Below are 12,774 nucleotides of genomic sequence, written 5' to 3'. Positions count from 1 at the left end.
TAGCGGCCCTCCAGCTTCCTGCAGGCCACCTCTGAAACTAGCTGCTCTTCCTGCTTCCTTCAGGGCACGTCCTTTGTGACTGTCGGCCCCCCAGCCTCCTCCAGAAGCCTGGCGCATGCCAGCATATCTGCCGGAACCGGAGCCTCGAACTCCATCCATTTCTTAAGAGCAGGATGCGTCAGGCCTAGCGTGGCCGCATGCAGCGCCTGTCTGCCGATCAGACCGGGGACCTCCGCATCCGGCAAACCGTACATACTGTCGCCGACCAACGGATAACCCAGATGCTTCATGTGCACCCGAATCTGATGCGTGCGGCCTGTCTCCAGCCTTAGCCGGACGAGCGTGGCGGCTCCGAATCGCCGCTCCACCCGGAAGTGCGTGACAGCGCGAGCTCCCGTCTCGATTACGATCCGGATATGGGGCGAGTCGGGATTGCGGTCGATAGGGGCATCGATCGTGCCTTTATCCGGCACCACGTCTCCATGGACCAGCGCGAGATATTCCTTCTTGAGGCCACCCGCCTGCATCTGCTCCGAGATTTGCTGGTGGATATACGGATTTTTGGCTATGGCCAGGCAACCCGATGTTTCCTGATCCAGCCGGTGAATCGGACGGAAGCGGAAACTTGCCCCCCGCTCCTTCCAATAATGGACGACTCCGTTCGCGATCGTTCCCGTATAATGGCCATGCGTCGGATGAACGATGATGCCGGCCTGCTTGTCCAGGACGAGCAGATCATCATCCTCGTACAAAATGTTCAGCGGCATAGGCTGAGGCAAAATATCCTCCGAGTCCTCCTCGGCCATGCGCGCCGCAACCAGGTCGCCCGCTCGTACTGCGACATCGATATATTTGCGTTCCCCGTTGACCGTAATGCCTTCCTCCGTCAGCTTCAGCCGGGAGATCAGCTTGCGGGAAAGCCCCATCCGCTTCTGCAGCACAGTGCGCAGCAGCAGACCTTCGTCCTCCGGCGGCACCTCGTACTCCAGAGGCTTGTAATAGGCTGTCATGACTTGGACTTGCGGCGGAACACTTCCGCACTCCTCGCATATTCCACATCCGGTACGCCGGCCCGGAAATTCGCCGTTCTGGCGATCGTAAAAAACAGGTCGGAAAGCCGGTTCAAATAACGCCGGACCTCCTCATTGATAGGCTGGGTCCTGGCCAGGGTAACGACGCGCCTCTCCGCTCTGCGGCATACGGTCCGGCATACATGCAGCGCCGATGAAGCAAGGCAGCCTCCCGGCAAAATAAACCGCTGGATATCCGGCGTCTCGGCGTCATATTTGTCGATCCATGTCTCCAGCCGGTCCACCATTTCGGCCTTCACCTTGTACGGGCGCAGCTCCTGCTTCAACAAAGCGAGATCCGAGCCGCAGTCGAACAGCTCATGCTGAATCTCCAGCAGATCGTCCAGCATGTCGGCATCCCGCACCGGGTCGAGGAATCCCATCGCCTGGCCGACGAAGCAGTTCAGCTCATCCGTCGTGCCGTAAGCCTCCACGCGGTCGTCGTCCTTGTCTACGCGTCCGCCTATTACGCCGGTCTGTCCGGCATCTCCTGTTCGTGTATATATCCGCATCCCAAGCCCTCCTTGTATCGTGCGCATCACTTATTGATTATTAATCATCTCATACAAACGCGTCATATCCAAGCTTCCGCGCACATGCTCGGCCAGCCGGTCGAACGCCGCCTCCCGGCGCTCCAGGAAGCGCAGCTCCGGCTCCAGCGGAGCGAGCCCTTTGCCGGCGCGTATCCGGTTCAGAAAGGCACGGCGGAAATCATCATTATGCATGATGCCATGAAGATAAGTGCCCCAGATCCGTCCGTCTCCCGTCACGATGCCGTCATGGGCAAGCTGACCTTTCCGATCTTGAGGATAGTCGCCTTCCGGCTTCCCTTCTCCCGTGCCAGACTCTCCTTCCAGTTCGCCAGGCTCCGGCTTCAGTATAAACGGATGTTCAACCGGCTCCAGAAAGGACGTGCGGCCCATATGGATTTCATAACCTGTGATCGGATAGTGACTGCCAGGGGCCGCATACAGCGATGTACGGCCCTCCGCGCGTACGGTACGCTTGTCGGCGGCGAATACCGTCTCGGCAGGAAGCAAGCCAAGTCCGGACAGCTCGGCAAGGCCCGACTCCACCAGCTCCGGATCAAGCAGCCGCCGGCCCAGCATCTGATACCCCGCGCAGATGCCCACGACCCAGCCGCCCGCCGCTGCCAGCCGGACGATCTCCCGGTCAAGACCGGCCTCGCGCAGCTGGAGCAGATCATCCACGGTGTTCTTGCTGCCGGGCAAAATGACGGCATCCGGATGGCCGAATTCGGCCGCCTTCGTCACGAAGCGGATTCGCACGTCCGGCTCCTGCAGCAGCGGGTCGATATCGGTGAAGTTGGACAGCCGGGGATGGCGGATGACAGCAATGTCGAGCTTCGGGCCGTCGGCTTCCGAAGAACGGCCTTCTGCTGCAAGTGATTTCGTCTGCTCCTCCGCCAGCCTGCGGTCGAGCGATGCCGAGTCCTCGTCCTCCAGCCCAAGATCCGGCAAATACGGCACAACTCCCAGCACCGGCTTGCCGGTACGCGCCTCCAGCCAATCCAGGCCCGGCTTCAGCAGCGTCACATCGCCGCGAAACTTGTTGATCACGAAGCCCTTGACCCTTGCCCGCTCCTCCTCGGTCAAAATGTCCAGCGTGCCGACGAGCGAAGCGAATACGCCTCCCCGGTCGATGTCGGCTACGAGCAGCACCGGCGCATCCGCCCATCCTGCCAACCGCATGTTGACGATATCCCGGCTCTTCAGGTTAACCTCCGCCGGACTGCCGGCCCCTTCCATCACGACGACATCGACCGATTGGCGCAGCCGGCCAAGCGCTTCCTTCACGACCGTCTCCGCCTCCGGCAAATATTTCTCTCTATATGTCCTGGCGTCCAGGTCCCGATAAGGTTTCCCGTGAACGACGACCTGCGACACCATATCCTTCTTCGGCTTCAGCAGGATCGGATTCATGTCCGTCGTCGCCGCGATCCGGCAGGCGTCAGCCTGCATCCCCTGCGCCCTGCCGATCTCTTTGCCGTCCGGAGTGACATAAGAGTTCAGCGACATATTCTGCGACTTGAACGGAGCCACCCGGCAGCCGTCCTGCAGCAGGATGCGGCACAACGCCGCCGTCAGCAGACTTTTACCGACATCGGAGGCCGTCCCTTGCAGCATGATGGTCTTCGCCAAGCTCGCCGGGGCGGTCGGCCGCTCAGACCTTGTGCCGACAGCGGGCATCAGGGAGGCCGGCACCGGCTCTGCAGGCACGACCTGGCCCCGAACCTGCATCTGCGTTTGAATCTGGCCTTGTTCCTGCTCCTGGGTCCGAATCTGCTCCTGAACCTGCTCCTGAACCTGTGCCTGGGTCCGAACCTGCGTCTGAGCTTGGCCCAGAGTCTGGACCTCGCCCCGCGCATGCGTTAACGTCTCAAGCGCTTCCTTCAGCATCCGGAGCACCCTCATATTGTCCGCTTCCTCTTTGACGGCCAGACGCCCATAAGTATCGTCCAACCCCTTGAAAGTCGAAGCATCGCGCAGCAATACGCCCCGTCGGCCCAGCTCGCGCTGCACATCGGTGATTTTTAACCCGAGCGGCTTCACCGTAAATAAAATAAAGTTCACATCGCTCTCATACACCTGAAGTCCGAGTTCACGCAGCCCGGACGTCATCCTGTCTCTCGCGGGAGGCAGCCAGGCCAGCGTCCGCTGCGAGTAACCGCTGTCTGCGAGTGCGGCCAAACCGATCCACTGGGCGAGCGCGTTTACACTCCAATGGACCTGCAGACGCCGCATCCGGGCGATTACATCCGGGTGTGCGATTGCATAGCCGAGCCGGATGCCCGGCACCGCGTAGAACTTCGTCATCGAGCGGATGACGATCAGGTGAGCGCTCGCCGCCGCCTCGCGGGCCAGCGTAAGCTGCTCCTCGCGCTCGGTAAAGTCGAGGAACGCCTCGTCCACCACTACCCGGCTGCCGTCCGCGCCGGCGGCCAGCCAGCGCAGCACCTCCTCCGGCAGCACCCGGCCGGTCGGATTGTTCGGATGGCCGAGAATCAGCGCATCGCATGAGCCGGCCGCTTCCCGCAGCGCTTCAAGCGCAGGCACGAACCCGCTCGGCTCGTCGGTCGCGATGCCGATGCTCCGACCCTCCGCTCTCTCCACCGTCTCCTCATACTCGCCGAATGAGGGGCTCACCAGCCCCGTTACCCGCGGGCGAAGCATGCGGACCGCCAGATCGATCAGCTCAGCCGCACCGTTGCCGACCAGCACGCAAGAGGGCTCCACTCCATGCTTCGCCGCCAATCGGGCCGTCAGCTCGCGCACGGCCGGATCGGGGTAGTGGATGAGCTCCCTCCACTTCTCGGTCATGATCGTTTTGACCGCATCGGGCGGTCCCAGCGGATTCATATTGGAGCTGTAGTCGATCATCTTTTCCCTAGGGATGCCGTACAGCTCCTCAGCTGTCCACAAATCCCCGCCATGTCCGTACCGTTCCAGCATTACGCTCAGCCTCCTTCTCTCTATACTGCCAGCATCACGATGATCAGCAGCAGTCCCGCCTCCAACAGCTCATTGATCGCCCCGTACGTATCGCCGGTCAGTCCTCCCAGCTTGCTGTTCAAATATGCCGCCATAGCCGAACCCGCTACAACCGCGCCGGCTGCCATGCCCAGCACAAGACCAAGCCCTTGTCCCGCTGTCAGCGACAACCAGTCCAGCGCTGAGGGCACCGCTATCGCCGCACAAGTCAGCAGCATAGCCAAGCCTGCCGCAGCCAGCACATGCCTGAGCCCGGTGCCCTGGAACAAGCCCCCCAGCCCGCCCGAAGCGGCGCTCCCAGAGGAAGCGTCTGCGGGCTCGCCGGACGAAGAGGGGAGCGAATTCGCCGGGCCGCTGTTTATGCCCGTGCCTGTACCGTCCTCGGTGCCGCTTGCCTGGCGTGAACGGGCATAAGGCCAGCCCCAAATGGCCGCAGCCATAAACCAGCGGCTCCACAGCGTGACCAGCGGCAGCAGCAGCCAGGACGATGCGCCTACGCTTCCCGATTCGGGCAGCAGCTCTGCGAGCAGGGTCCATTTCAACAGCAGCACCAGCACGCATACGATAACGCCCATCGCCCCGACCCGGCTGTCCTTCATAATCTCCAGCATGCGCTCCCGCGAACGGTGGCTCAGCACGCCGTCGGCAGTATCCATCAGACCGTCGAGATGCAGCGCCCCGCTGAGGGCCACCCAGCAGCCGAGCGTGAGCGCCGCCGTCACCGAGGCCGGCAGCTCCAGCACATCTGCGAGCAGCACGCCGAAGGCCGCCGTCAGCGTGCCCAGCAGCCAGCCGGCCAGCGGATAAAAAATAACGCTCCGGCGAAACAAAGCGTCATGATAGTCCAGCTTGACCGGAACCGGCAGCCGGGTCAAAAACTGCAGGGCCGCCGCACAGGCTGCGCCGGCCTCCTTGATCACACGAGCAGCAGCCCCCATATAACCAGTCCTCCCGCCATGATGTAGCTTATCCCGTACAAAATCCGCACGACCGAGCGGATATCCTCCCGCTCCCTGGCTCTCAGCGGCCAGCCCATCCGGGCCCGTTCGCTGGTTCGGCCGTGATACACGTTGACGCCTCCCAGCTCAATCCCCAGAGCTCCGGCCACCGCCGATTCCGGAATTCCGCTGTTCGGACTCGGGTGCAGCTTCGCAAAGCGAAGCACGGAGCGGGCGGCACGCGTACCCGACAAACCGGGGATCGCATACGCCCAGCCAATCAGCAGCACCCCGGCCAGACGTGCCGGGATATAGTTAAGCACGTCGTCCCAGCGGGCCGACGCCCAGCCGAAGTCGGCATATTGCTCATTTTTATAGCCGACCATCGAGTCCAGCGTATTCGCCGCGCGGTACAGCATCGCGAGCGGCGCTCCGCCAAGCAGCGCCCAGCATAACGGCGAGACGAACGCATCGACGCTATTTTCCGCCACGGTCTCCACCGTCGCCCGCGTCAGCTCCGGCTCATCCAGTCTTGTGGTGTCCCGTCCGACGATATAGCCGGTATACTTGCGGGCTTCATCCAGTCTGCCCTCGCACAGCGGCATATACACGGCCATCGCCGCCTGCTTCAGTCCTTTCACAGCCAGCGTGGTCGAGATGAACCAGACATTCACGGCATAGCCGAGCCACGGGTGAATCGATCCCGCCGCCAGCACCGCAGCCGCTGTTGCAAGATAGGCCAGGCCAACGGTCAGAATAACAAGCGCGATCCCCCGCCAGCGCAGCGCCGCGGGGGACAAGCTGCGTCCCGAAGGACGCAGACGCCGCTCAAGCAGGCCAATCCAGCGTCCGATCAGCACGACCGGATGGGGCAGCCACCGCCATGGCGGATCGCCTGCTATCCAATCGATTAGAATCGCGGCAGCCGCCATCCAGAGCGTTTCTTGCAAGCTATAAAACAACAACCGAAGTCCCCCGCCATCCGTAAAAAGATGATGCCTGCAAAGGCAAAAAATACGCCTGTATCAGACGCTTCCTCTCGAAGTCCAATGTTCGCTCAGGCTTCCCGGCTCCCCCTCGGGCCTGTCCTTCGATCTCTTATCCGCCGTGCGATTGATCCAAGTTTTTCTGTGAACGATCAGTATATAAAAGCCCGGCTCTTCAGCTCCACCGGAATTCCCGCCGTCACAAGAAACAGCTGGTCCGCCTCTTGTGCAAGCCGCTGGTTCATGCGCCCCGACGCATCGCGGAACAACCGCCCCAGCTTGTACTCCGGCACAAGTCCGCTGCCCACTTCATTGGTTACGAGCACGATAGGCTGCCGGGCGGAGCGGAACGCATCGGCCAGCTCGTCCACCAGCTCATCCAGCAAGCGAGCGGCCTCCTTCTCCTGCTCCAGCCTCAGCAGCCAGTTGGACAGCCACAAGGTCAGGCAATCCACCAGCACGACCGGCGCCTGCGCCGTCCGGATCGCCCCGGCCAACTCATACGGCGCCTCGACCGTTTGCCACCGGTAGCCGCGAAGCTCCCGGTCCCTACGATGGAGCGCGATGCGCTCCTCCATCTCCTCATCATAAGCCTGAGCCGTGGCGATGTACAGGCCGTCTTTGCCCAGCGTGGCCGCATACCGTTCGGCAAACGAGCTTTTGCCGCTGCGCGCGCCGCCTGTCACGAGTGCCTTCAGGCTGAAGACTTCCCGCCGCTTGTCCGCCTGGGCTTCCTCCTGCCGCGTTTCCTCCCGGTCTCCACTTGCAGCTTTCGCTTCCTCCCGCCGCGTTCCCTCAACCAGTTTTTCCTCGGCAAATGCCTTTCCTTGCTGCGCTTCCTCCTGCCGCATCGCTTCCGCTCGCTTCTCCGAGTTCCGCTCTACGCCGCTCATAGCCGCTGCGCCTCTTCGTCCGCAGCCGCCACGTCCTTTCGGTCAAGCCCGTCTCCCGGCCTGTCTCCCGTTCTATCCGCAACTCCAGCTCCCTCGCCGGCGTCCGCTTCTGCTCCGCCCTTCGATATCCCGGCGTCCTCGAACGTCGCCATTTCCTTCATGATCAGCACCGACGCTTCGATCAGAGAAAAGGCCAGCACGGCTCCCGTACCTTCGCCCAGCCGCATATCCATATGCAGCATCGGCTTCAGCCCGATCCGCTCCAGCAGCCGGGCATGCCCCTGCTCCTGGGACAGATGCGACGCAATCATATACGAGGCGCTGAGCGGAGCGATCCGGGCGGCGAGCAGCGCAGCGGCCGACGAGATGAAGCCGTCGATCACGACAGGACAGCGGCGGTTGGCCGCTCCCAGTATGACGCCGACCAGACCGGCGATCTCAAGCCCTCCGACCTTGGCCAGCACATCGAGCGGATCGCGGGCGTCCGGCTTGTTGACGGCGATCGCTCTGGCGATTACCTGCCGCTTATGCTTCAGCCGCTCGTCATCGATCCCGGTCCCCCTGCCGGTGGCCGCCTCCGGGTCCGTATCGCCGAGCACAGCCAAAATAGCCGAGCTGGCCGTCGTATTGCCGATCCCCATCTCTCCGGTGGCGAACATCCGGTATCCGCGGCCGGCCAGCTCGTCGACCAGACCGATGCCCGCTTCTATCGCCGCCTCCGCTTCCTCGCGGGTCATCGCGGCTCCCACCGCCATATTCGCGGTTCCCCGGCGCACCTTGCGCGAGACGAGGTTCGGATGGCTCAGCTCCGCATTCACCCCGATATCGACGCAGACAACCTCAGCTCCGGCCTGCCGCGCCAACACGTTAACCGCCGCTCCTCCGCTCAGGAAGTTGAGCACCATCTGCGGCGTAACCTCAGCAGGGAAAGCGCTGACGCCCTCCTCGCAAACGCCGTGATCGCCGGCCATCACGATGACCGCCTTGCGCGACAGCTCCGGCGTCAGCTCTCCCGTCATGCCCGCAAGCTGCCGGGCCACTTCCTCCAGCCGGCCAAGACTGCCCGGCGGCTTGGTCAGACTGTCCAGCCGCTCGGCTGCCCGAGCGACCGAGACCTCATCAAGCGGCACAATCCCCGCCGCTGTCTTTTGCCATAGCCTGTTATTCATCCCGACTTCCTCCTGCCAGTAAAATTTGCGGAACTCCGCTTGCCGGATGGGCCAGCACATGCGGCCGGGTGCCGTACACTTGCTCCAGCAAGCCGGCTTGCATAACATCCTGCGGAACCCCGTCCGCGGCTACCGCGCCTCGATGCAGCAGCATAAGCCGGTCGCAGTATTGGGCGGCGAGATTCAGATCATGCAGGACGGCTATGACCGTCATCCCGCATTCCTTCTGCCAGCGGCGAACCATATCCATCATCTCCACCTGGTAGCCGATATCGAGAAAAGTCGTCGGCTCGTCCAGCAGCAGCAGCCGAGGCTCCTGCGCCATCGCCTTGCCCAGCGCCACGCGCTGCCGTTCTCCGCCGCTCAGCTGATCTACCGTCCGCTCTCGCAGCGGCTCCAGCTTGAGCCACTGGATCACCCGCTCAACCAGCGCGGAGGAATCGCCCGTTTCCTCCCCAAGCCAATTCTGATACGGATAACGGCCCATCTCGATAACTTCCTGCACCGTAAAGCCTATGCGCGGGAGGGCGTCCTGCTGCAGCACCGCAACCTGGCGCGCCAGCTCTCTGCGCGTATAAGCCTCTACAGGCCGGCCTCCCAGCAGGATGCTGCCTGCGTTGACCGGCTCTACGCCCGACAGTGCCTGCAGCAGCGTTGTTTTGCCGCTGCCGTTGGGACCGAGGATACCAAACCACTCGCCGGGCTTCACCTGAAATTGTACGCCGTCCAGCACCATCCGCGTGCCATATCGCTTCTGCAGGCCCTCGGCCGTCACCTCGATCACGCTTTTCCCTCCTCATCTCACCGTCAACATCGCCGACAGCTTCAATAAAAACGCTTAAACCTCTTGTCCGCGGACCAGCCGCTTGCGGCGGTTTAACAAATAGGCGAAAAACGGAGCGCCCATGAAAGCCGTTACGACGCCAAGCGGAATTTCAGTCGGAGCCAGCAGCGTCCGGGCCAGCGTGTCGGCCAGCAGCACATAGATCGCCCCGCCGATGACCGACAAAGGAAGCAGCAGCCGGTAATCGGGGCCGACGATCAGCCGTATCAGATGAGGCACCAGCAACCCGACGAAGCCGACTACGCCCGCGACGGAGACAGCCGCGGCCGTGATCAGCGTAGCGGCGATGAGCACGATCAGCTTCGTTCTCTCCACATGAACGCCCAGGTGAGCAGCCTGCCTCTCGCCAAGGGCAAAAAGATTCATCGAACGCCCGTAGCCAAGCAGAACAATCACGCCGACGGCCAGATAAGGCAGCATCAGCAGAGAGTACGACCAGCCTCTAAGGGCCAGGCTGCCCATCAGCCAGAAGACGATTTCATTAATGACCTGCTTCGACATCGAGACCATCAGAGACACGAACGCGGACAAAAAAGCCTGCAGCACGACCCCGGACAAGATGACCGTCTCGATCCGAAGCTTTCCGTCCGTCCTGGCCAGCAGCAACACCAGCAGCAGCGACACCCCGCCCGTGCAAAATGCGACTGCGGGAACGCTCCATTCGCCGAATACATACTGCAGCCCGAATAAAATAAGAAAGGAAGCGCCTACCGACGCTCCCGAAGACACGCCGAGCGTATACGGATCGGCCAGCGGATTGCGCAGCACGCCCTGGAAGGCTGCCCCCGCCAGACCTAACGCAGCGCCTACCAGCATGCCAAGCACCACCCTCGGAAGCCGCACCTTCCACACGATCTGCTCGGAGGATGCCAGCCAGCCTCCCCCAAGCCTTCCTTCCAGTCCCGGCAGATGATGAAGCAGGATACTCCACACATGAAGAAAGGGGATACGCACCGAGCCGACGGAAAGCGCAACGGTCACGGCCAGCAGAAGCAGCCCTAAGGCCGCCCCGCCCCAAACCATGATCTTGCGCTTCATTATTTCACCAGTTCGGGGTAGATCCCCTTGGCGATTTCCTTCAAGCCTTGGGTAATCCGCGGTCCCGGACGGCTCGTCGTGTCCTTATCGATGCCGGCCAGCTTGCCTTCCTTCACCGCATCGATCTGATCCCAGCCGCTGCGTTCACGGATAAGCTGATCCAGCGGCTTCTTCGATTTATCGTCGATCAGATTGTTCGGATACAAGATGACCTTCGGATTTTCCGCGATAACCTTTTCTTCGCTAAGCTTGACATACCCTTTCTCCGAACCGTATACATTGATGCCGCCGGCCGTTTCGATCAGCTCGCTGAGAAACTCACCGGAGCCGACGGTCCAGCCCGGGGAAAATTCGATAAACACCTTTTTCTTCTGCTCCGGCTTCAAGTTTTTGACGGCGTCAACTACCTGCTGGCGGTCCGCCTTCATCTGATTGACCAGCTTCTCTGCCTCGGCCTGGCGGTCGAAAATTTCGCCCATGACCAGCAAGTTTGCCAGCACGTCGTCAATTGTCTTGGGCTGCACCTGGAACAAATTGACCTTCAGCTCGCGCAGCTTCTCCACCGTCGGCGTCTTCATCGACACGCCCGTCAGCGTCAGATCCGCGCCCGCTGCGATGATCGCTTCCTCGTTCGGCTTCGTGATGCTGCCGAGCTTTGGCTTCGACTTCGCTTCAGCCGGATAATCGCAGAAGTCCGAAACGCCGACCACCTTGTCGCCAAGCCCGAGCGCGAACAGCATCTCCGTCTCGCTCGGCGATGTGGAGGCGATCCGCTCGGGCGCTTTATCGAATACGAATTCCTTGCCGGTCGCATCCTTGACCTTCAACGGGTAGGAGGTGCGCTTTGTTTGCGCCGCTCCTTGCCCGCTTCCGCTTTCCGCCTTCGGAGGGTCGACAAGCTGTCCCTGATTCGGCGTCTTGGCCGCTCCCCCGCATGCAGCCAGCGAGACTGTGAGCGCGAGCCCGAGAACAGTCGTCAGCAGCTGCCTTGTTCTTTGTTTCCTCTTGTTTCCGTTTATCATCCTACTTCTCTCCCTTAATTAATATCTTTTCCCGATAAGAGGCCGCGTCTCAGCGGAAATTTTCTTGCCGTCTCGAAAGCTGGTAAGCGTGCCGGCACTTATTGAACTTAGCCTTCCTAGACATAACAAAAAAACCTCTGCCAGCGGACACCGGTCCGGAGCAGAGGACAGACTCATACCGACAGGGCTGCCGGCATTTGCCGCCGCTTGCCTGGTCGTCGCCTTACCGCTGCCGCTCCTTTTCCTCGAAAGGCATCAGCTGTAACGGTTCGGGCAGGTCTCCTGGCTTCCGGGCTCCTCTCGGCGCACTCCTGCCTTCCCATCGCCGCTTGCGCGGCAAACAGTGGCTTTCTCGGAGGCTTATCGCCCGGTTACAGTGGCGGGACCGCGCCGGAGTCGCACCGGCTTCCCTTTTAACCCGCGACGCTTGACGCGTCCGAACGCGGGCACCCGAACCGTTTTGCCCCGGGAACCGGGGCGGCTTGCTCGTGACTTCCTCATGACTTGCTCGTGACTTGTGACTTGTGACTTGCGCATGACTTGGCTGCTTCTGCTGCTCGATGCTGCCGGGGCATGTCCCGGACTTAAGGGGTTACTTCTGCGCGATATGCTTCAGAACCTGCTTCGCCTTCTCAATATCCTTCGCGTTCTGAGGGATGAAGGCATACAAATCCTTGCCGTTCAGCTCAAGCTCCTTGAACCACTTGGTATGCTCCATCGGGATGCCGTACAGATGCTTCTCCAGCTTGGGATTCGACTTATCCGCCGGCTTGCCTTCCTCCTCGACCGGCAGCTCCAGCACCCCGTCCGGGAAATCGGCGGGATTCGCCACATCATCTAAGGGGACGAAGCCGCCCTGCTTGCTCATCCCATGGAACTGCTCGCCAGGAATAATGAGAATGCCGTTGCCGCCCGCCGCAATCTCAACAATCATCTTGTCCATCGAGAACATGGGCGACGCGGATATCGCTACCGTCGGCGTCTCCCCCACCTTGGCGATAAGAGCCTTCTCCAGCTTCTCCGCCACTTCTCCGGGGATGCCCGTTTTAGACATCATAAAGATCGGCACATCCTCCTTCGGACCGCCGCCGCAGCCCGCCAGAACCAGCACCAATAATACGCAGATCAGCCAGCTTCCTCTCCTCAAGACCCATTCCCTCCATCCGGTATTTCTTCTGCAGGTTGCCATTTGCATGACCTTCTCATCGCTATATCTTACCATACCGGAATGATTCGGATCAAAAATTATTTACTCCGTTAACCGTCTGTCGGCCCTTCAACCTGCCTGCCGCTAAAAAAAAG

Annotated in this window: 11 protein-coding genes and 1 riboswitch; all 11 genes read right to left on the bottom strand. The window is 61.4% G+C overall.

What is annotated here, in order from left to right:
* Window positions 1-59: 59 nt before the first annotated feature.
* The gene (locus BLR08_RS00400; RefSeq protein ID WP_072329900.1) at window positions 60-1,010 is read right to left on the bottom strand and encodes an RluA family pseudouridine synthase; all 951 of its coding nucleotides are present in this window, start codon (window positions 1,008-1,010) and stop codon (window positions 60-62) included.
* On the bottom strand, window positions 1,007-1,582 hold the full coding sequence (locus BLR08_RS00395) for a cob(I)yrinic acid a,c-diamide adenosyltransferase (RefSeq protein ID WP_072329898.1): 576 nt from the start codon (window positions 1,580-1,582) through the stop codon (window positions 1,007-1,009). Before BLR08_RS00395 ends, BLR08_RS00400 begins: the two co-directional genes overlap by 4 nt.
* Window positions 1,583-1,612: 30 nt before the next feature.
* Window positions 1,613-4,543, bottom strand: a complete 2,931-nt coding sequence (locus tag BLR08_RS00390) for a cobyric acid synthase (RefSeq protein WP_072329896.1) — start codon at window positions 4,541-4,543, stop codon at window positions 1,613-1,615.
* Window positions 4,544-4,563: 20 nt separating this feature from the next.
* On the bottom strand, window positions 4,564-5,520 hold the full coding sequence (locus BLR08_RS00385) for an adenosylcobinamide-GDP ribazoletransferase (RefSeq protein WP_072329894.1): 957 nt from the start codon (window positions 5,518-5,520) through the stop codon (window positions 4,564-4,566).
* Window positions 5,499-6,485 (bottom strand): adenosylcobinamide-phosphate synthase CbiB, encoded by a 987-nt coding sequence (cbiB, locus tag BLR08_RS00380; protein WP_072329892.1) that lies wholly within the window; start codon window positions 6,483-6,485, stop codon window positions 5,499-5,501. Before cbiB ends, BLR08_RS00385 begins: the two co-directional genes overlap by 22 nt.
* Before the next feature lie 173 nt (window positions 6,486-6,658).
* On the bottom strand, window positions 6,659-7,204 hold the full coding sequence (gene cobU, locus BLR08_RS00375; protein WP_072330328.1) for a bifunctional adenosylcobinamide kinase/adenosylcobinamide-phosphate guanylyltransferase: 546 nt from the start codon (window positions 7,202-7,204) through the stop codon (window positions 6,659-6,661).
* A 191-nt stretch (window positions 7,205-7,395) separates the two neighbouring features.
* The gene (cobT, locus tag BLR08_RS00370) at window positions 7,396-8,568 is read right to left on the bottom strand and encodes a nicotinate-nucleotide--dimethylbenzimidazole phosphoribosyltransferase (RefSeq protein ID WP_083537031.1); all 1,173 of its coding nucleotides are present in this window, start codon (window positions 8,566-8,568) and stop codon (window positions 7,396-7,398) included.
* Entirely contained in the window at window positions 8,561-9,352 is a 792-nt protein-coding gene (locus BLR08_RS00365) for a heme ABC transporter ATP-binding protein (RefSeq protein WP_072329890.1), read from the bottom strand. Before BLR08_RS00365 ends, cobT begins: the two co-directional genes overlap by 8 nt.
* A gap of 54 nt (window positions 9,353-9,406) precedes the next feature.
* Complete coding sequence (locus BLR08_RS00360) at window positions 9,407-10,450, bottom strand: FecCD family ABC transporter permease (protein WP_072329888.1); 1,044 nt, start codon at window positions 10,448-10,450, stop codon at window positions 9,407-9,409.
* Complete coding sequence (locus tag BLR08_RS00355) at window positions 10,450-11,472, bottom strand: ABC transporter substrate-binding protein (protein WP_072329886.1); 1,023 nt, start codon at window positions 11,470-11,472, stop codon at window positions 10,450-10,452. Before BLR08_RS00355 ends, BLR08_RS00360 begins: the two co-directional genes overlap by 1 nt.
* A 254-nt stretch (window positions 11,473-11,726) precedes the next feature.
* Window positions 11,727-11,941, bottom strand: a riboswitch (cobalamin riboswitch).
* Window positions 11,942-12,064: 123 nt separating this feature from the next.
* Window positions 12,065-12,619, bottom strand: coding sequence for a hypothetical protein (locus tag BLR08_RS00350; protein WP_256257570.1), 555 nt, complete (start codon window positions 12,617-12,619; stop codon window positions 12,065-12,067).
* Window positions 12,620-12,774 lie beyond the last annotated feature (155 nt).

Origin of the sequence: Paenibacillus sp. cl123 (assembly GCF_900101595.1) — a bacterium.
Taxonomy (GTDB): Bacteria; Bacillota; Bacilli; order Paenibacillales; family NBRC-103111; genus Paenibacillus_G.
This window is presented reverse-complemented; position numbering and strand designations above follow the sequence as displayed.

Excerpts from the sequence above, each read along its gene's own strand:
- BLR08_RS00385 (WP_072329894.1), bottom strand. The coding sequence starts at position 5,520 with ATGGGGGCTGCTGCTCGTGTGATCAAGGAGGCCGGCGCAGCCTGTGCG.
- BLR08_RS00355 (WP_072329886.1), bottom strand. The coding sequence starts at position 11,472 with ATGATAAACGGAAACAAGAGGAAACAAAGAACAAGGCAGCTGCTGACG.
- BLR08_RS00400 (WP_072329900.1), bottom strand. The coding sequence starts at position 1,010 with ATGACAGCCTATTACAAGCCTCTGGAGTACGAGGTGCCGCCGGAGGAC.
- cobT (WP_083537031.1), bottom strand. The coding sequence starts at position 8,568 with ATGAATAACAGGCTATGGCAAAAGACAGCGGCGGGGATTGTGCCGCTT.
- BLR08_RS00360 (WP_072329888.1), bottom strand. The coding sequence starts at position 10,450 with ATGAAGCGCAAGATCATGGTTTGGGGCGGGGCGGCCTTAGGGCTGCTT.
- BLR08_RS00390 (WP_072329896.1), bottom strand. The coding sequence starts at position 4,543 with ATGCTGGAACGGTACGGACATGGCGGGGATTTGTGGACAGCTGAGGAG.
- BLR08_RS00395 (WP_072329898.1), bottom strand. The coding sequence starts at position 1,582 with ATGCGGATATATACACGAACAGGAGATGCCGGACAGACCGGCGTAATA.